Annotated in this window: 21 protein-coding genes; 14 read left to right on the plus strand and 7 right to left on the minus strand. The window is 63.5% G+C overall.

The features are described 5' to 3' along the window. Positions 1 to 245 precede the first annotated feature (245 nt). The 3 genes from NF551_RS19035 to NF551_RS08775 all read left to right on the plus strand — a co-directional run bounded on the left by NF551_RS19035 (position 246) and on the right by NF551_RS08775 (position 2,515). Positions 246 to 758, plus strand: coding sequence for a winged helix-turn-helix transcriptional regulator (locus NF551_RS19035; protein ID WP_227895814.1), 513 nt, complete (start codon positions 246 to 248; stop codon positions 756 to 758). After that, positions 755 to 1,438 (plus strand): DNA alkylation repair protein, encoded by a 684-nt coding sequence (locus tag NF551_RS08770; protein ID WP_227895813.1) that lies wholly within the window; start codon positions 755 to 757, stop codon positions 1,436 to 1,438. The genes NF551_RS19035 and NF551_RS08770 overlap by 4 nt, the downstream gene beginning before the upstream one ends. A 291-nt stretch (positions 1,439 to 1,729) precedes the next feature. Continuing rightward, a complete protein-coding gene (locus tag NF551_RS08775) occupies positions 1,730 to 2,515 on the plus strand; it encodes an SDR family oxidoreductase (RefSeq protein WP_227895812.1) in 786 nt (261 codons plus the stop codon). A 96-nt stretch (positions 2,516 to 2,611) separates the two neighbouring features. Here NF551_RS08775 and NF551_RS08780 read toward each other — a convergent pair whose 3' ends face one another. Further along, positions 2,612 to 3,667: an alpha/beta hydrolase gene (locus NF551_RS08780; RefSeq protein ID WP_227895811.1), complete on the minus strand. Its 1,056-nt coding sequence runs from the start codon at positions 3,665 to 3,667 to the stop codon at positions 2,612 to 2,614. Positions 3,668 to 3,929: 262 nt separating this feature from the next. On the opposite strand from NF551_RS08780, the gene NF551_RS08785 reads away from it, so the two are divergent. Both NF551_RS08785 and NF551_RS08790 read left to right on the plus strand, forming a co-directional pair. Beyond that, the gene (locus NF551_RS08785; RefSeq protein WP_227895810.1) at positions 3,930 to 4,076 is read left to right on the plus strand and encodes a hypothetical protein; all 147 of its coding nucleotides are present in this window, start codon (positions 3,930 to 3,932) and stop codon (positions 4,074 to 4,076) included. Positions 4,077 to 4,186: 110 nt separating this feature from the next. Next, positions 4,187 to 4,534, plus strand: coding sequence for a UBP-type zinc finger domain-containing protein (locus NF551_RS08790; protein ID WP_227895809.1), 348 nt, complete (start codon positions 4,187 to 4,189; stop codon positions 4,532 to 4,534). Positions 4,535 to 4,536: 2 nt separating this feature from the next. Here the strand turns inward: NF551_RS08790 and NF551_RS08795 are convergent, their stop codons facing one another. Beyond that, positions 4,537 to 5,619, minus strand: coding sequence for a lysylphosphatidylglycerol synthase transmembrane domain-containing protein (locus NF551_RS08795; RefSeq protein WP_227895808.1), 1,083 nt, complete (start codon positions 5,617 to 5,619; stop codon positions 4,537 to 4,539). A 165-nt stretch (positions 5,620 to 5,784) separates the two neighbouring features. Between NF551_RS08795 and NF551_RS08800 the strand changes: the two genes are divergently transcribed. From NF551_RS08800 to NF551_RS08820, 5 genes are read left to right on the plus strand one after another with little or no spacing between them, the layout of a single operon-like run. Continuing rightward, complete coding sequence (locus NF551_RS08800; protein ID WP_227895807.1) at positions 5,785 to 6,930, plus strand: ABC transporter permease; 1,146 nt, start codon at positions 5,785 to 5,787, stop codon at positions 6,928 to 6,930. Continuing rightward, complete coding sequence (locus NF551_RS08805; protein WP_227895806.1) at positions 6,927 to 7,628, plus strand: ABC transporter ATP-binding protein; 702 nt, start codon at positions 6,927 to 6,929, stop codon at positions 7,626 to 7,628. Before NF551_RS08800 ends, NF551_RS08805 begins: the two co-directional genes overlap by 4 nt. Before the next feature lie 22 nt (positions 7,629 to 7,650). After that, positions 7,651 to 8,253, plus strand: coding sequence for a TetR/AcrR family transcriptional regulator (locus tag NF551_RS08810; RefSeq protein ID WP_227895805.1), 603 nt, complete (start codon positions 7,651 to 7,653; stop codon positions 8,251 to 8,253). Then, the gene (locus NF551_RS08815) at positions 8,250 to 8,648 is read left to right on the plus strand and encodes a DUF3054 domain-containing protein (RefSeq protein WP_227895804.1); all 399 of its coding nucleotides are present in this window, start codon (positions 8,250 to 8,252) and stop codon (positions 8,646 to 8,648) included. Before NF551_RS08810 ends, NF551_RS08815 begins: the two co-directional genes overlap by 4 nt. Positions 8,649 to 8,686: 38 nt before the next feature. Further along, complete coding sequence (locus tag NF551_RS08820) at positions 8,687 to 8,968, plus strand: Lrp/AsnC family transcriptional regulator (protein ID WP_227895803.1); 282 nt, start codon at positions 8,687 to 8,689, stop codon at positions 8,966 to 8,968. A gap of 174 nt (positions 8,969 to 9,142) precedes the next feature. On the opposite strand, the gene trpD is transcribed toward NF551_RS08820, so the two are convergent. Further along, the gene (gene trpD, locus NF551_RS08825; RefSeq protein ID WP_227895802.1) at positions 9,143 to 10,189 is read right to left on the minus strand and encodes an anthranilate phosphoribosyltransferase; all 1,047 of its coding nucleotides are present in this window, start codon (positions 10,187 to 10,189) and stop codon (positions 9,143 to 9,145) included. A 159-nt stretch (positions 10,190 to 10,348) separates the two neighbouring features. On the opposite strand from trpD, the gene ctaE reads away from it, so the two are divergent. The 4 genes from ctaE (at position 10,349) to qcrB (ending at position 14,663) form a co-directional block, all read left to right on the plus strand. Then, positions 10,349 to 10,987: an aa3-type cytochrome oxidase subunit III gene (gene ctaE, locus NF551_RS08830; RefSeq protein ID WP_227895801.1), complete on the plus strand. Its 639-nt coding sequence runs from the start codon at positions 10,349 to 10,351 to the stop codon at positions 10,985 to 10,987. A 78-nt stretch (positions 10,988 to 11,065) separates the two neighbouring features. After that, complete coding sequence (gene qcrC / locus NF551_RS08835; protein ID WP_227895800.1) at positions 11,066 to 11,851, plus strand: cytochrome bc1 complex diheme cytochrome c subunit; 786 nt, start codon at positions 11,066 to 11,068, stop codon at positions 11,849 to 11,851. Positions 11,852 to 11,940: 89 nt separating this feature from the next. Further along, positions 11,941 to 12,966, plus strand: coding sequence for a cytochrome bc1 complex Rieske iron-sulfur subunit (gene qcrA / locus NF551_RS08840; RefSeq protein WP_227895799.1), 1,026 nt, complete (start codon positions 11,941 to 11,943; stop codon positions 12,964 to 12,966). A gap of 2 nt (positions 12,967 to 12,968) precedes the next feature. Further along, entirely contained in the window at positions 12,969 to 14,663 is a 1,695-nt protein-coding gene (qcrB, locus tag NF551_RS08845) for a cytochrome bc1 complex cytochrome b subunit (protein WP_227895798.1), read from the plus strand. Positions 14,664 to 14,770: 107 nt separating this feature from the next. Here qcrB and NF551_RS08850 read toward each other — a convergent pair whose 3' ends face one another. From NF551_RS08850 to ctaD, 4 genes are all read right to left on the minus strand, one after another. Then, positions 14,771 to 15,328 (minus strand): hypothetical protein, encoded by a 558-nt coding sequence (locus NF551_RS08850; protein ID WP_227895797.1) that lies wholly within the window; start codon positions 15,326 to 15,328, stop codon positions 14,771 to 14,773. A gap of 23 nt (positions 15,329 to 15,351) precedes the next feature. Further along, entirely contained in the window at positions 15,352 to 16,146 is a 795-nt protein-coding gene (locus tag NF551_RS08855; RefSeq protein WP_227895818.1) for a GntR family transcriptional regulator, read from the minus strand. A 227-nt stretch (positions 16,147 to 16,373) separates the two neighbouring features. Beyond that, a complete protein-coding gene (locus NF551_RS08860) occupies positions 16,374 to 16,775 on the minus strand; it encodes a cytochrome c oxidase subunit 4 (RefSeq protein ID WP_227895796.1) in 402 nt (133 codons plus the stop codon). Next, on the minus strand, positions 16,772 to 18,499 hold the full coding sequence (gene ctaD / locus NF551_RS08865) for an aa3-type cytochrome oxidase subunit I (protein ID WP_227895795.1): 1,728 nt from the start codon (positions 18,497 to 18,499) through the stop codon (positions 16,772 to 16,774). Before ctaD ends, NF551_RS08860 begins: the two co-directional genes overlap by 4 nt. Positions 18,500 to 18,504 lie beyond the last annotated feature (5 nt).

Below are 18,504 nucleotides of genomic sequence, written 5' to 3' on the forward strand. Positions count from 1 at the left end.
TGAATCATTCGTGTGGGTCGGCGTCGCTCCCCTCCAATGGTCGCGGAAAGGTGTGCTGACCTGCGAGAATGCAGGACCTTGTGGGCCGGTGGTGTGCGCATCAAGCGTCAGGGTGATGTTGGCGATCACCAAACCTTCATCCGCAAGGGGTTCCACCGGAGTTCCTTCGATCAGGAAGTAGTAGCAGTTTACTACTGGTTCGCCACCCGGGTGATAGTGTTCTACTACCACTCGCGGAGGTGACAATGGAAGGCAAGCGCTCTAGTTGCCCCATCAATCGGGGTGTTGAGTTCCTCGGAGATCGGTGGAGTCTGCTGATCCTTCGGGACATGGCGTTCGTGGGTTCGCACGGTTTCCGTGAGTTGCTGGCAAGTTCACAGGAGGGCATCTCGCCCTCGACGCTGTCTGCGCGGCTGAAGTCACTGGAATGGTCTGGGCTGGTCAGCAAGATCGGAGCTCCTCGAGGACACCAAGGCTCCTACACCCTCACCGAGGAGGGCATCCAACTCGTTCCCCTACTGTTCGAACTGGCCCACATCGGATCAATGCTCGACCCGACAACCAGGTCGACGGAACCGCGATTCCAAGGCTGGTATGGAGACGCTGAGAAGATCGCGGCGTACATGGATGAGCTTCGAGAGCGCGAAGGCCTCACCCCCAGCACGAACGCAGCGGTTGAGTCTCCCCAGGAGCCGCCCCCGACCAGCCGAATGGAACGTCAGGGCTCGCGTGACTTGGATCGGGCGCGAGAGAAATGACGACCTATACCAAGCTCGCCGAGATCCTCGACACCCTCGACGAAGAGGCCGACCCTGAAGCACGCCAAGCGATGGGTGACCAGTACGGGATCCACGCCGGAAGCTCCTATGGGGTTCCAATGCGGCGGTTGTTGGAGATCGCCAAGGCCACAGGAATCGACCACGATCTCGCCCTCGCACTATGGGATCAGGGGTCATACGAGGCGCAAACCCTTGCAGCCATGGTGGATGACCCCGGCCAAGTCACCAGAGACCAAATGCAGCGCTGGTGCGAGGACTTCGACAACTGGGCAGTCGTCGACACTGTGTGCTTTCGACTGTTCGACAAGTGCACGCATGCCTGGACGATGGTCGACTGCTGGGTCGCCGATGACCGCCTGTTTGTGCGACGAGCCGGTTTCGCCCTCATCTGGGCCTTGGCCCTTCATGACCGAGCCGCGCCCGATCACCAATTTCTAAAGGCACTCGACTACGCCCAGGCGGCCAGCCGGGATCAGCGGCCTCTGGTCGGGAAGTCGATCACGATGGCGATGCGAGCCATCGCCACCAAGCGACCAACGCTGCTCACCGATGTCGTCACCATTGCCAACCGACTCTGCGACGATGGCGATCCTGCAGCGCGACGCGTGGGAAGGCCGATCCAGCGAAGTTTCGGTACCCGCACATCAGCAGGTAAGTGACCGATCGCGCTTCGTCCCAGTTGCGGAATCTCAACGGGAAACCGTTGATCGGCTTGCCGGCCAGGCGCCATTGCGTCCCGTAAGACCTGTCCGGCTCTATGTCCGGGTCGGGTTCCCCGTGCAACCAAACACCTGGCCGCCCGACCTGCCCATTACCACCGTCGATTTTGACGCCAATTCGCCGAGTCTTGATACGCAGAGTGTCCAATAGACGTGAGATAGGAGTCCCCCGGGCACTGCCCGCCCGGAAGGCTGTGCGCGGACCGGCCCGGCGGGCGTAGATTAATAACCATGACACGCACATACATCGTTACGGGATCCGCCTCCGGCATCGGCGCAGCAACCGCTGAGCTCCTGAAGGAACGCGGCAACACAGTGATCGGCGTTGACCTTCGCAATGCCGACGTCGAGGCGGATCTGAGCACACCCGAGGGCCGGCAGATCGCCGCAGACCGGGCCGTGGAGCTCGCCGGCGGCTCGGTAGACGCCGTGATCGCCTGCGCGGGCATTTCCGCACCCATCCCCCTCACCGTCTCGGTCAACTTCTTCGGCGTCACGGAGTTCCTGGACCGGCTGGCACCGGTACTGGCAGGAAGCGAAGCGCCGCGCGCCGTCGTCGTCAGTTCCATGGCATCCCTGCAGCCCAACTCCCCCGAGCTCGTCGACGCCATGCTTGCCGGGGATGAAGCGCTGGCCCGCCAGATCGGCCAGAAACTCGCTGACCAGGGCCCGCAGATCGGCTACCTGAACTACCCCTCCAGCAAGCGCGCCCTGAGCCGCTGGGTACGCCGGGAGTCGGTCAGCGACCGCTACGCCGGCAACGGCATCCCGCTCAACGCTGTTGCCCCGGGAACCGTCCTCACGGCGATGACGAAGGAACTCCTGGCCACGCCGGAGGGCGTGAAGATGGTGGACGAGAACGTGCCCATGCCCCTAAACGGCCACTCGGAGCCCGTAGTGATTGCACGGCTGCTGGCCTGGCTCGCCAGCGAAGAAAACTCACACCTGGCCGGCCAGACGATCTACTGCGACGGCGGAGCAGACGCGACCCTGCGCGGGGACGACATCTGGGGCTAGGAACGCCGGTCCGGCAGGAACGCACGCTGTAAGGCAGCGTGGCTGCCGGACCGGACCGCTGCCTGGGGCAACGACCAGGCAGCGGCCAGGCAGCGGCTAGGCGGTGGCCTCCAGGTCGGAACGGACGGGGACCGAGTGTGAACCCGTCACAGCATCCAGGAAGTTGAGCGTCTCCGCCAGCACCATCCGGGCGTCCTTGTGCTGGAGCTTGAACTGGTATTCGTGGCCCAGTGCAGGCCTGTGGTCGCGGTCCCAGAAACGCCGCACCACCGGGACGCCAAGTTCCTCCAGCTTCGCAGCCAGCGGCTTGGATTGCTGCTCGGTGAGGTAATCCGCGTTCCCGCCGGAAATGAATGACGGCGGGAAGTTCTCCCCCACGTGTTCCAGAATGGACATGTGTTCCGCTGCCGGGGTGCTGGCCCAGTCTTTGGAGCCGGTGTAGGCCCACAGCGCCGTCCGGAATCCCCAGCCGAGCGGACCGGTGAGCCTGGACATGGTCTTCAGGTCGTAGACGCCGCAGAACAGCAGCATGCCGCGCACATGCTCGCGTGCCGCAGCAGGTTCCACCCCGGTACGCCGGGCATAGTCCGGGTCAGTGATGATGAGCGCCAGCTGCGCAGCCAGCTGGGCGCCGGCAGAATCTCCGGCAAGCACGATGCGTTCCGGATCCAGGTTGTACTCCGCGGCGTGTTCGCGCAGATAGCCCAGGGCACTGTTGAGTTCAGTGACGGCCTGGGGATAGTTTGCCTCGGGCGAGATCGTGTAGCCGGCACCGACGACGGCGAATCCATTCGATGCGAGAATCTCCAGGTACGGAGCGATGTTCTCCTTGCATCCGGAGATCCATGCCCCTCCGTGGACCCACACCACGACGGGCAGCGGGCCTACTCCGGCATCCTCAGGCAGGAAGACATCCAGCGCCGGGCCCTTGGGAGCGCCAATATAAGGAAGGCTCCTGTGCGCCCTTACTGCCCCGGCAGGTACGTGCTTGCGGAGTTTACGGAGCTGGACTTTGCCGCCGCTGGAAAAGACACCCCGGATGAACAGGGCCGACGGCCTCGGATCTTTTTGGATGACGGTGGCGGCAAGCGTGCCGGCTGTTGCTGCGGCTCCAGCCATGAAACCCGCTGCCGCAAGGGGCAGGATCTTCATTTTTTCAGGTTAGGACCGGCGCATGGACGCCTTCGGAGCCACTCCCCCGCATCTAAGCGGCACACCGGTTTCCCGGGTGCTCGAATTCATACCGTTCTGTGCCGGGCTGAACAGCTGAATGTGAGCATCCGCGGCTCCCGTGTTCCCTCGGCCACCGGCTCTAGTCGGCAAGCTCATGGCGCCGCAGGTGGAACCCCGGCGCGGGTCTGGAACAAACTGAAAGCACCATGTCAAGGCCCCTCGGGACTAAGGATTCTGAACCATGAGAAAAATCAACGCCGGAAGAAACTGGCTCATCCACCGCGTTCCGGCCGGCCACTTCGGACAGGCCGCCCGCCTGGCGCGTCCGGTCCAGTACCTGCTGCTGGCCCTGCTGGCCGGTGCTGCCGCTGTGCTGGAGCTTCTCTGACCGGTTCCGGCCGGGCCAAAAGCGCGGACACCCTTCTTGCGGCTTGCTGAAGTCGCTAGCGTTGGCACTTCGGAACGCAGCCAGAGAAGTCCGGCCCAAGGAGCGCAATCATGGAACCCATCCCCGGCATCGCCCCAGGCGTTCCGCCCAGCGGCACTGGATGTGTGGAGTGCCTCCTGCAGCAGGGCTGGTGGCTGCATCTGCGCCGCTGCACCGAGTGCGGGCACATCGGCTGCTGCGACACGTCCCCCGGACAGCACGCGACTGCCCACGGGAGGTCCACAGGGCATCCGGTCATCCGCAGTTTCGAACCCGGCGAGGACTGGTTCTACAGCTATCTTGATGAGGCAACTTTCCAGGGCCCTGTGCTTGCTCCGCCGCAGGCGCATCCCGTGAGCCAGCCTGTTCCAGGTCCTGCAGGCCTGGTGCCTCCGGACTGGCGGAACCTTCTCCACTAGCTTTACTCAGAGCGCTGGCGGCCGCCCGTGCCGGGAGGTGCCGGATGCCTTGGGGCACCTGAATGCCTCCGGAGCACACCCACCCGGAGAGACAGCCATGCCAGTCCGCCCACAGGGATGGGCAGCCAGAAGTTGGCGATCCGCCAGGACAGAACCCCCAGGACAGCGGCTGGGTTGGCGGCGCCGAACCCCACCAGGGTGGGGACCATCACTCCTTCCACAAGCCCCAGCCCGCCCGGCGTGAGCGGAGCAAGCGCCACGAGGTTGCCCAAGCCGTAGGCAACGAGCAGCTCCCCCGGATTCAGGGCATGCCCAAAGGCAGCAACGAACGTCCACAGGCAAGCGGCATCGAACAGCCAGTAGCAGACGGACAGGAGCAGCGCCTGGGCCAGCCGGGCCGGCTCCTGGCGGAACATTTCGGTCTCCGCAGCCATGGTGCGGACGAAGCGTTCCGCCGACTCCGGTTTAACCACCCGCACCCAGGACGCGATCCGCCGGGCGGCATGCACTGCACCCTCCAAGTGCCGGTCCAGGACAGAGAGAGCGGCGCCGCTCAGCAGGAGAAGGACCAGCACGACGGCGCCGGCCGTCACGAAATATTGGTTTCCCCGCACCTGTCCAAGGGCGGCAAGCAGACCCACCGCGAACAGGACGCCCAGGACGAGGTTGGCGCCAACCACCTGGACCATGGCAGCGCTCAGCGCATCCTGCGGCCGGACGCCTGCCTGGGTGAGCAGCTTGTAGCGCACGGCCGCCGAGGTCGTTCCGCCTCCGGGGACAACATGGTTCACCGCCTGGTCGGCCAAGTCGATCCGGAGCAGGGTGAAATATCCCGGACGGCGGCTGCCGGGCAGGACTGCCCGGGTCAGGGCGCTGTAACAGCACAGGGACGCCGCCTCCAAAGCCGCGGCGGCAGCAAGCAAGACGGGTGAAAGACCGCCCAGCGCCCGCAGCACGTTGTCCGATCCGACCAGCTGCGGCAACACGATGTACTCAAAGATCAGGAGCAGGACCGCCAGCGCGAAGATCCAGCGGACCGCCCGTGAGCCGCGCAGATAAGCGAAGACCCTCCGGAGCACGTGCATGTTCCCAGCACAGCAGAGCGGCCATCCGGTAACTAGGCACTCCCCCGGATCACGGGCGGCAAGCCTGCAGGAATTGGTATCAGCCTTATTTCCTGACATGATGTTGGTATGTTACTGACGACTTGTCGGCAACCTTAGATACCCAGACAACCCGAGGGGTAACAGATGTTCCTAGCTCTGCGCGAGCTGCGTTTTGCACGGGCCAGATTCGGATTAATGGGTGGCGTTATCGCCCTCATCGCCGTCCTGATGGTCCTGCTGTCCGGCCTTTCCTCAGGCCTCGTTAATGACGGTGTTTCCGGCCTGAAGGGCATGCCGGCGACCCATATTGCTTTCAACGAAGGCACCAAAACCGACAACGCCTTCTCACGCAGCGTTGTCGACCCGTCCCAGGCTGAGGCCTGGAGCACCCAGCCCGGAGTCGAGGAAGTCACCCTGATGGGGTCGGCCATGATGAACGCCGTAACGGATGACGGCACCCAGGTCGATCTGTCCCTCTTCGGCATCGACACCGGATCGTTCCTGGCTCCGGCAATCGGCGAAGGACGCGGGATTGAAGCCGTCAACGAGATGGTCGTCTCCCCCACCGCCGAAGACGAAGGAGTCGAGATCGGCTCCGTCGTCACGCTCGACCGGATCGACGTCGCACTCACTGTGGTCGGTTACACCGAGGACCAGGCAACGTTCGGCCACGTCAGCATGGCCTACCTTCCCCTGGAAACCTGGCAGCTGATTGCCAGCGGCCAGTCACAGCCGGGCGAACCGACGGAAACCGCCATCGCGGCGGTGGACTTCGACACGGCCAGCTCCATTGCGATCAAGGCTGAGAACGGCGCTTCGCTGGACCTCGCCGCCGGCGATGCAGCAGCCGGAACGGTCACTTCGACCCTGGAAGATTCCTTCGACGCTTCCCCGGGCTACACGGCCGAGACGCTGACACTGGAAATGATCCAGATTTTCCTATACGCCATCTGTGCGCTCGTCGTCGGTGCGTTCTTCACCGTCTGGACGATCCAGCGCAAGCACGAACTGGCAGTCCTGCGGGCGATCGGCGCATCCACCGGTTACCTGCTGCGGGACGGCATCTTCCAGGCTGTCGTCATCCTGACTCTCTCCACCGCAGCCGGCCTGGCGGCAGGCCTCGGAATGGGTGCCTGGATGTCAGGCACCGCGATGCCTTTCGCACTGGAAGCCGGACCCATTTCGATCGCGACGGCGCTGACCATCCTGATGGGTGTGCTGGGCGCCGCCGTAGCCATCGTCCGCATTTCCAGGGTTGACCCCCTGGCTGCCCTTGGAGGACAGCGATGAGTACGCAAACTAGCAACGCAGCCCAGACCGTAACCACGCGCGGACTGTTCATCCAGAACGCCAACCTCGCACTGGGAGACGGTTCCAGCACCGTGCAGGCCCTGGACAACGTCAGCCTCAGCGTCGAACCCGGCGAACTCGTCGCCGTCGTTGGTCCATCCGGAGCCGGCAAGTCATCGCTCCTGGCCGTGGCCGGCGCCCTGGCAACTCCCGACTCCGGCCTCGTCACCGTCAACGGCACCGACCTCAGCACCCTCGGCAAGGCGGCCAAGGCAAGGTTCCGACTGAAGAACATCGGCTTTGTCTTCCAGTCAGGGAACCTGATTCCGGCACTGAACGCTGCCGAACAGCTGGAGCTGGTGCACCGCATGGCCAAGATGGGCGGCACGTTCAACCCGCATGACCTGCTCGACGCCGTTGGCATGGGCCACAAGCTCAAGAGCCGCCCCGACCAGCTCTCCGGCGGTGAGCGCCAGCGCGTGGGGATCGCCCGCGCACTGGTCTCGAAGCCGACGCTGCTGCTCGTGGACGAACCGACTGCGGCGCTGGACCGGAAACGGAGCCAGGACGTAGTGGAGCTCCTGGCGAAGGAAACGCATGAACAGGGCGTTGCTACAGTTATGGTGACCCACGATCACGATGTCCTTCATCATTGCGACCGGGTCGTAGAGATGGTGGACGGCCGGCTGGCCGGATAACGAAGCAGGACAGGAGGGCTCTTTGCCCCGCATTACCGCCCCCACGGTTGCAGAGCACCGTGCGGCACAGCAGAGGGCCCTCCTGGACGCTGCCAAGACGCTGCTCGCGAAGACCGGCGAGGCTCCCAGCATGGCCGAAGTAGCCGCCCTCGCAGGCCTTGCCCGCCCCAGCGCCTACCAGTACTACAAGTCCCGCACGGACCTCCTGAACGCCCTGGTTCTCGACGTCTTTCCCCGATGGGCGCGCAGGGTCGAAGACGCCATGGCGGCAGAGGAACTGCCGGCAGACCGGATCCTGGCCTACGTCATGACCAACATCACGCTGGTCGCCGAGGGGGAGCACGCCGTGGGCAGTGCACTGGCAGCCGTGGCACCGGGCGAAGAACTGGATACGCAGAGCAACCGCATGCATCAGGCGCTGCTTGATCCCCTGGTCGGCGCCCTGACGGAGATGGGATCGGCGGACCCTGCAAGCACGGCCGAACTCATTAATGCCATAGTGCACAGCGGGACCAGGCTCCTCGAGTCCGGCAAGACCCTGCAGGACGTCCACGAGCTGGTCCGCGAGCTCCTCGGTCCCTTCGTCCGCGAACACGGCGGCAAGAGCAGAGCCGGCGCCCGGTGAGCACCCGCCGCTTCTGGCCCGCCTTCCTGGCCGCCGACGTCGTCCTCATCCTTGTTTTCGCGGCGCTTGGCCGCGACACGCATGCCCATGGCCTGGACCCGGCGGGCGTCGCCGTGACGGCGTCCCCGTTCATCGCGGCCTGCCTCGCCGGCTGGCTGCTGCTCCGGGCGTGGCACCGCCCGTATGCACTGTGGCCCACCGGAATCCTGCTCTGGCTGATCACGGCGGGGGCAGGCCTGGCCATCCGTGCGGTGGCCGGCGGCGGTACGGCGCTCAGCTTCCAGCTGGTGACGTTCGGCGTGCTGGGAGCCTTCCTCCTTGTTCCGCGGCTCGCGGCGGCGGTCATGCACGGGCGCGCCGGGCGCAATTCCACTAGGCTCGGAGACAGGGCCTGACCCGGCCCGAGCCCTCAGCAGGACACGAAAGGCAAGCCATGATCACCGCTTTTGTACTCATCCAGACCGACTCGGCCCGGATCCCCGAGTGCGCAGAGGAAATCTCCGAGATCGAGGGCATCAGCGAGGTCTACTCCGTGACCGGCGAATGGGACCTCATCGCGATTGCCCGGGTTCGACGCCACGAGGATCTCGCTGACACCATCGCGAACAGGCTTTCCAAGGTCCAGGGTGTGATTGGAACCACCACCCAGATTGCCTTCCGGGCTTACTCCAAGCACGACCTGGATGCCGCTTTTTCGCTGGGCTTCGACAGCTAGTTAGGCCGGCAAAACAGGTATTTTGCTGCCCTAAGGGCGCCTGCAAGGACATTTTGGGCGGCGAACTACGGTGTGATTCTGACCAAAACAGCACACGAAGAGGGAGGCGGACCAGTGCTGGTCCGCCTCCCTCTTTTTTGTGCTTTTTGCGCAGTCACGGCGCAGAAAATTGCATTACTGCGTGACCTCAACCCAGCGGTCAAGTGCCCGGCGCGCGTTGCCGGTGTCCACCGACGCTTCAGCACGCCTCAAGCCAGCCGCCAGCCGCTCCATAAGTGTTCCCTCCGCCCCGGTATCCAGAGCCACCAGTGCAGCAGCGGCATTGAGCAGCACGGCGTCCCTGACAGGCCCTTTCTCGCCCGCCAGGACGCTCCGGACCACGGCGGCGTTGGCCGCAGCGTCCCCGCCGCGCAGGTCGTCCAGAGTGGCCCTGGGGATCCCCAGATCCATCGGGTCCACTGCTGAGCGCTCCACGGTGCCGTTACGGACCTCCCACACCGTAGAGGCACCCGTGGTGGTCAGTTCATCGAGCCCGTCGCCGCCGCGGAAGACCAGTGCCCGGACTCCCCTGGCCGCCAGCACTCCGGCGATGAGGGGTGCCAGCCGTTCATCGGCAACGCCGATCGCCGAGGCGGACGGGCGGGCGGGATTCGTCAGCGGGCCCATGAAGTTGAACGCTGTGGCAACGCCCATGTCGCGGCGGGCGACGGCGGCAAACCGCATCGAGGGGTGAAAGACCTGTGCGAAGCAAAAGGTGATGCCGGCGCGCACTGCGGCGTCCGCGACCCTCTCAACGGGCAGGTCAAGCCGGACGCCCAGGGCTTCAATCACGTCGGCCGAGCCCGAGGAGGAGGAAGCGGCCCGGTTGCCGTGCTTGACCACCCTCGCTCCGGCACCGGCGCAGACCAGCGCAGCCATCGAGGAAATATTAACGGTGTTATGCCTGTCACCGCCTGTGCCCACGATGTCCAGTGTTTCTCCCGGGATGTCGATGGGCCGGGCGTTTTCGAGCATGGCCTCAACCAGGCCTGCCAGCTCCTGGACGCTCTCGCCCTTCGCCCGCAGGGCCACCAGGAACCCGGCAATCTGGGCATCCGAGGCGTCTCCGGCCATGATCGTGTTCATGGCCCACCGGGTCTGTTGGGTGCTCAGGTCCTCCCCCGCGATGAGTGCGGTAATCAGCGACGGCCAGGTGTGCTCGGAACTCGGAAACGTACTCACACGCCCTAGGTTATCTACGAATCGTAGAAAATGCTGATTTGTTTCCGGAGAGCAACTTCCGCGCCGTTGCTGGGAAGTGAGCGGTTTGGGAACGATCCGGACGCGCCGTTCGTACAGTTCTGTTGGTGAAAGGGAGAGTTTTACCGCCATAATGTCTATGTGACAACAGCGACCCATGCCCCCAGTACCCCGGCTCACCCCACGCTGAACCGCCCCAATATGGTCTCCGTAGGGACCGTGGTGTGGCTCTCCAGCGAACTCATGTTTTTTGCTGCGCTCTTCGCGATGTACTTCACTCTCCGCTCCACCTCGGGCGAGATGTGGGAGATCGAGACGGCCAAGCTGAACGTGCCTTTCGCGTTTGTGAACACGGTGATCCTTGTTTCCAGCTCCTTTAGCTGCCAGTTCGGTGTCTTTGCCGCCGAGCGGCTCCAGCCCCGCCGTACCGGCGGCTTCTTCCAGATTGCACGATGGGGAATGGTCGAGTGGTTCTTCCTGACCTTCATCCTCGGCGCCATCTTTGTTGCCGTTCAGGCCTACGAATACGCAGAACTCGTGTCCCACGGGATCTCGCTGTCTTCCAACGCGTACGGCTCCTCGTTCTACATCACCACCGGCTTCCACGGCCTGCACGTTGCCGGCGGCCTGATTGCATTCCTGTTCATCATCGGACGCGCCTACGCCGCGAAGCGGTTCGGCCACTTCGAGGCGACCTCCGCGATCGTGACGTCGTACTACTGGCACTTCGTTGACGTGGTCTGGATTGCCCTCTTCGTCATCATCTACTTCCTGAAGTAGTCACGCCCTCCACGGGCACCCCAGCAATATCCACGTGGCACGAGCAACCAAAAGACCACATAAGTTAGGAACCACTAAGTGAAGGCACTATCGCAAAGGCGACGTCATCCCCTGGCAGCAGTAGTACTGCTGCTTCTGGGCCTCATCGTTACCGGCGGCATCTACGCAGCTGCTTCCGGAGCGAATGAAGCCCAGGCCGCCACCACCTACACTGCCGATGATGTGCAGCAGGGCGAGAAGCTCTTCATTGCCAACTGCGCCACCTGCCACGGCATGGAAGCCAGCGGCACCGAGAACGGTCCCTCCCTCGTAGGCGTTGGCGCAGCCTCCGTCGACTTCCAGGTAGGAACCGGCCGCATGCCCATGGCGATGCAGGGCCCGCAGGCCCAGCAGAAGCCGGCACAGTTCAACGAAGAACAGACCGCCCAGATGGCCGCCTACGTGGCGTCCCTGGGAGCCGGCCCCGCACTGCCGGAGGAAGAGTACCTCGAGACCACCGGCGACGCCGCTGCCGGCGGCGAGCTGTTCCGCGTCAACTGCGCCATGTGCCACAACGCGGCCGGTGCCGGCGGCGCACTGACCCGCGGAAAGTTCGCTCCTGCCCTTGAAGGCGTTTCCGAGAAGCACATCTACGAAGCCATGGTCACAGGCCCGCAGAACATGCCCGTCTTCTCCGACGCCAACCTCTCCCCCGAGGAGAAGCAGGACGTCATCACCTTCCTGAAGAACATCGAAGCCAATGGTTCCCCCGGTGGAGCCGAGCTCGGTTCACTGGGCCCGGTTTCCGAAGGTCTGTTCATCTGGACCGCAGGCCTTGGCCTCATCATCGCTTTCACCATCTGGTTGACCTCCCGGTCTTCCTAGTCAGTCATCACCGCGCTCACCCCCCGGGGTGACATCACAGTTACACATAGGTCTACTAATGCAGTTTCAAGAGAAGGATGAGGGGGATCATGGGCGACCATAGTCACGGCAGTCCGAACACCTCGGGCACCGTCGCTACGGCTGGCCAGGGCGAAGAAGGGGAATTCCAGAATCCTGGACTTCCCCCGCACCGTCCTCGCCTGGCCGATACGGATCCCCGGGCTGAGAAGCGCTCCGAGAAGCAGGTGGCGATCCTGTTCGCCATCTCCGTACTCGGTACGCTCCTCTTTTTCTACGGGTATTTCTTTATTCGCCTGGACGAGAGCATCGGCACCCTTCGGGTGCAGAACCTCTTCCTGGGCCTGGGCACCGCATTCGCGATGCTCGGAATCGGTGTCGGAATCGTTCACTGGGCCAAGACGCTCATGCCCGATCATGAGGTCATCGAAGAGCGCCACGAGATCCGTCCCGAAGAGGATCGCGTCATCGCCGAAAAGATGATCGGCGACATCATCGAGGAAACCGGCATCAAGCGCCGTCCGCTGATCCGCAACACCCTCCTGGGTGCTGTGGCACTGGCTCCGCTGCCGGCTATCGTCATGTTCCGCGACCTGGGTCCGCTTCCCGGCAACGTCCTGCGCCACACCATGTGGGACAACGGCGTCCGCCTGACCCGCGATCCGAGCGGCACTCCGATCAAGGCCTCCGACGTCACCCTCGGTTCCGCATTCCACGTGATTCCGGAAGGCCTGAACGACGCCGAGCACAAGCTGGAGGAGAAGGCCAAGGCCGTCGTCCTGCTGATGCGCCTGGATCCTTCGGAGCTGAACCCCTCCCCCGGGCGTGAAGACTGGTCCGTAGACGGCATTGTCGCCTACTCCAAGATCTGCACCCACGTTGGCTGCCCCGTGGCACTCTACGAACAGCACACGCACCACCTGCTGTGCCCGTGCCACCAGTCCACGTTCGACCTGACGCAGGAATGCGCAGTCATCTTCGGGCCGGCCGTTCGTCCTCTGCCTCAGCTGCCGATCGCCGTCGACGACGAGGGCTACCTCATCGCCACCAGCGACTTCACTGAACCCGTTGGACCGAGCTACTGGGAGCGTGGCTAACCATGAGTGCTACCTCTGCAACCGGAACCTACGAGCCGAAGACCAAGCTCGGGCGCATCACCAACTTCGTCGACACCCGCGTCAGCGGATCGATGATGGTCAAGGAGTTCGGCCGCAAGGTCTTCCCTGACCACTGGTCCTTCATGTTCGGTGAAGTGGCGCTCTACAGCTTCGTCATCCTGCTGCTGTCCGGAACGTTCCTGACGTTCTTCTTCGATCCGTCCATGGCGGAGACGCACTATGAGGGCAGCTACGTGCCGCTCAAGGGCGTCGAAATGTCCGTAGCCTACGCGTCGTCGCTGGATATTTCCTTCGACATCCGCGGCGGTCTGTTTATGCGCCAGGTGCACCACTGGTCGGCACTGCTGTTCGTGGCCTCGGTCTCCGTTCACATGCTGCGCGTCTTCTTCACGGGCGCGTTCCGCAAGCCCCGTGAACTGAACTGGGTTGTCGGCGGCGTTCTGCTGATCCTGGCCCTTGCTGCCGGCTTCACCGGTTACTCCCTCCCCGACGATCTGCTCTCCGGCAACGGCCTGCGGATCATCGACGGCGTCATCAAGGCCGTTCCGGTTGTTGGTACCTACATCAGCTTCTTCCTGTTCGGCGGAGAGTTCCCCGGAACTGCCGTGATCGGCCGGCTGTACGTACTGCACATCCTGCTGGTCCCTGCCCTGATCCTGCTGATGATCGCCATCCACCTGTTCATGGTTGTCATCCACAAGCACACCCAGTGGCGCGGCCCGGGACGCACCAACACCAACGTTGTCGGCTTCCCGGTCGGCCCGGTCTACGCTGCCAAGGCCGGTGGATTCTTCTTCATCGTCTTCGGCATCGTCGCTTTCATCTCAGCGGTGTTCACGATCAACCCGATCTGGAACTACGGCCCGTATGACCCCTCCCCCGTGTCCGCAGGCACCCAGCCTGACTGGTACATCGGCTGGGTCGACGGCGCGCTGCGCCTGATGCCGGGCTGGCTGTTCGGTATGCCGTTCGAATGGAACATCCCGTTCCCCTGGGGCGTCAACACGCTGTCCCTGAACGTGCTGCTGCCGGCCCTGGTTCCCGCTGGAATCGTCTTCGGCCTCCTCTTCGCGTGGCCGTGGATCGAAGCCTGGGTTACCAAGGACAAGCGCATCCACAACCTGCTGGACCGTCCGCGCAACGCTCCGACCCGCACCGCCATCGGTGTTGCCGGCGTCATCTTCTACTGCGTTATGTGGGCAGCCGCCAGCTCCGACCTCATCGCCACGCACTTCATGGTGTCGCTGAACGACGTAACCTACTGGCTGCGCTTCCTGTTCTTCTTCGGTCCGGTCATCGGCTTCATCGTGGCCCGCCGCATCGCCCTGGCGCTGCAGCGCAAGGACCGCGAGATTGTTCTCCACGGTGTGGAAAGCGGCCGAATTGTCCGCCTCCCGCACGGCGAGTACATCGAAGTCCACGAACCGCTGGACGAGTACAAGCGCTACAAGCTCGTTGCGTTCGATTCCCCCGAGGTTACGCCGGCCCAGCCGGATGCCAAGGGCAAGATCAGCCGCAGCGAAAAGCGCCGCGGCGCACTGTCACGGTTCTTCTTCGAAGACCGCGTTGCTCCGGTAACGCCGGCCGAACTCGAGGCAGCTCACCACCATGAGTCGCCTACCGAGGTTGAGGCACGTGAAGAGGACAGGGCTCCAGAGTCCATCGAGAAGCACTAGCTCCTAGATACAAGAAACCCCCGGCCAGCATTTGCTGGCCGGGGGTTTTCTGTATCCCCCGCCGGTGAGCCGGGCAGCACCATCCGCCGCAGGCCTTCTCCGGGGTCCTAGAGTTCGAAGGGGACCTTGGAGGGCAGCGGATACTTCCTGACGGGATGCTCCAAGTCAGCGAACGGTGCTGTGCCAATGCTCAGCTTGGTGAAGTCCAGGCGGCTTTCCCTGATGACCACCTGGATTCCCCGGACCGCGAGCTTCACATCGGGGACCAGGCAGAGGATGTTCAGCTTGTAGGGGCTAAAACCGGTCTCCTCCACAGAACCGAGTCCACGCCAGGCGAAATAGGTTCCGATTGCGGTGGACGCCTTGTGCTCCAGGTAGCGGTCACGTTCGGTTCCGTCCTTCGACTTCAGGGCGTACTGCGCGATGACCCAGTGCTGTTCCTCCTCGGGGATCTCTGCGAAGCCCTCCCCCTCGGCAGCAGCCGCGAATTCCTCGAGCAGCTGCTCGGCTTTGCCGGCATCCACGTTCTCACGGACGGAAACCCTGCCCTCATTCCCGACCCGGCCCTTCGTCACCATGAGCGTACGATCTTCGGGCTCATAGACCGCTTCCTTGAAGAGCATCCCGCGGGGCGGGTCCTGCTTGTACATCCTCAGGATCTCCATTCGGCGATCCCTCCATTCTTGGTTCAGGTCGCCTGGTGGCGTCCGGGGTGATAGGTACGTGGAGTTCTGATGCCCGGCCGCTGAAGCGGTACCCAGAGCTTGTAGCGGTCAGCGCGGTAGTAGGACACCGAGTAGTCGACCATGGACCGCGAAACATAGGCATGGCGCTGGATCTTCAACAGCGGTGCACCCAGCTCAACGTTGAGCAGGCGTGCGATTGAGGCTGATGCAGCAGTGGCTTCTATGGTGTCCTCGCCCCATTCAATGACCATGCCGTACCGCTCGCTGAGCACTCGGTAGAGGGACGTGGGAGGATCCTCCTCGAGCATCCCGGGGACGTGCCAGGCCGGAATGAAGTTTTCATCGACGCTCATCGGTTCGCCGTCTGCCAGCAGCTGCCGGCGGAAGCGCACCACCGGCTGTCCGGGTTCGATCTGCAGCTCCCTGGCCACCAGGTGGGACGCGCCAACCTGTTCAAAGGTCAGGACACGCGCATCGGGGACCATGCCGCGGCGGTGCATTTCTTCGCTGTAGGAGGTGAGCTTGATCTGCAGGTCCATCTTCGGCCGGGCTACAAACGTGCCAACCCCGACGATGCGTTCAAGGACTTCGTCGGCCACGAGTGTGTCGATGGCCTGGCGGACCGTCATGCGGGCCACACCAAAGTGTTCCGCCAACTCGCGCTCCGAGGGCACTGCTGCCCCGGCAGGGGCGTGCTGCTCCACGAAGCGGCGGAGGATCCCCTCCAGCTGCCGGTGTTTGGAGACCCCCGACGCCGGATCGATGCTCTCCGGGAAATCGCGCAGGGCACGCTTGATCACGGCAGGCCGGGGCAGGCAGGCGTAACGGGCATACGGACGGGACCCTTCAGAAGGAGTGCGGCAGTATCTCTAGGATACCGGCCCCGCTACCCCTCCAGGGGCCAGTTGCGCCTGCTGCCGGCAGCAACTGCCTCCCAGCCGCAAGAGGCGGGGAACGCACAAAAAAGGAAGGACCCGCAGTTTCCTGCGGGTCCTTCCTTTGTGCAAGCCGTCAGGCGGTTAGCCTAGTGCGCGTGGTTGCCGCGGCTGTATTCGAAAACCCAGCCGATGAGGGCGACGACGGCGAGGCCGGCGCTGATGTACAGCACCCACCAGCCCACTGCCAGGCCGAGGAAACCTCCGGCGCAGGCAGTTGCCAGCACCAGGGGCCACCAGCTCCACGGGCTGAAGAAGCCCTGTTCGCCGGATCCTTCATGGATTTCCGCGTCGAGGCGGTCCTCCGGGCGCATGCCGATCCGGCGTGCGGTGAAGGCCAGGTAATAGCCGACCATGAGGGACATGCCGGCCGTCAGGAAGAGAGCCAGGTAGCCTACCGGTTCCATCCAGTCCACGAGGTAGCCGTAGACAACGCCAACCACTGCGAAGAACGGAGCCATCAGCAGGAAGAGATTGGACTCGATTTTCACTTGGTGGCCTCCTTGCGGTCAGCGGAACCGTACACCTTGCCCGGTGCAGACTCGTTGGTCACGGTCTGCTGGAGTTCGGGGTGGTGCAGGTCCAGTGCCGGACGCTCGGACCGGATGCGCGGCAGCGAGGTGAAGTTGTGGCGCGGCGGCGGGCAGGACGTAGCCCACTCGAGCGATGCTCCGAAGCCCCAGGGGTCATCAACTTCGACCTTCTTGCCGTGGCGCCAGGTGATGTACACGTTCCAGAAGAACGGAATCAGGGAGGCACCCAGGACGAAGGAGGCAATTGTGGAGAACTGGTTCATCACGGTGAAGTTGTCCTCCACCAGGTAGTCCGCGTAACGGCGCGGCATGCCGATGACGCCCAGCCAGTGCTGGATCATGAACGTGCCGTGGAAGCCCAGGAACAGCAGCCAGAAGTGGATCTTGCCGAGGCGCTCGTTGAGCATCTTGCCGGTCCACTTGGGCCACCAGAAGTAGAATCCAGCGAACATCGCGAAGACGACGGTTCCGAAGACAACGTAGTGGAAGTGCGCTACCACGAAGTAGGTGTCCGAGACGTGGAAGTCCAGCGGCGGGGCGGACAGGATGATGCCGGTCAGGCCACCGAAGAGGAAGGTGATCAGGAAGCCAATGCTCCAGAGCATCGGGGTTTCAAAGGTGATCGATCCGCGCCACATGGTGCCGATCCAGTTGAAGAACTTCACACCGGTTGGAACTGCGATGAGCATGGTCATGAAGGCGAAGAACGGCAGCATGACAGCGCCGGTCACGTACATGTGGTGGGCCCACACGGTGACGGACAGGGCAGCAATGGCGATCGTTGCGTAGACCAGGCCCTTGTAGCCGAAGATCGGCTTGCGGCTGAAGACCGGGAAGATCTCCGAGACGATGCCGAAGAACGGCAGGGCGATGATGTACACCTCGGGGTGGCCGAAGAACCAGAACAGGTGCTGCCAGAGGACAGCGCCGCCGTTTTCCGGATCGAAGATGTGGGCACCAAAACGGCGGTCTGCACCGAGGGCGAAGAGAGCTGCTGCCAGCGGCGGGAAGGCCATCAGGATCAGGATGCCGGTAACCAGCGTGTTCCAGGTGAAGATCGGCATACGCCACATGGTCATGCCCGGGGCACGCATGCAGATGATCGTCGTAATGAAGTTCACGGCGCCGAGAATGGTGCCGAAGCCGGAGAGTGCAAGGCCGAAGACCCATAGGTCACCGCCGACACCTGGCGAGAACGTTGTATTCGACAACGGTGCATAGGCGAACCAGCCAAAGGACGCGGCGCCCTGGGGGGTGATGAAGCCGGAGACGGCGATGATGCTGCCGAACAGGAAGAACCAGAAGGCCAGTGCGTTCAGCCGCGGGAAGGCGACGTCGGGTGCACCGATCTGGAGGGGCATGATCACATTCGCGAAGCCCGAGAAGAGCGGCGTGGCGAACATCAGGAGCATGACAGTGCCGTGCATGGTGAACAGCTGGTTGTACTGTTCCTTGGTCTGCAGGATCTGCATACCGGGTTCAAACAGCTCGGCACGGATGACCAGGGCCATCACGCCGCCAAGGCAGAAGAAAATGAATGACGCAATCAGGTACATGTACCCGATGGTCTTGTGGTCAGTGGAGGTGATCCAATTGACGACGATGCGTCCCTTGGAGACTGGCACGACGCGCGGGGCGACCCGTGTGCCTGATTCCTCCGAAGTGTATTCCAGGGTAGTCATAGCTT

The organism is Arthrobacter caoxuetaonis, from assembly GCF_023921125.1.
GTDB classification, from domain to species: domain Bacteria; phylum Actinomycetota; class Actinomycetes; order Actinomycetales; family Micrococcaceae; genus Arthrobacter_B; species Arthrobacter_B caoxuetaonis.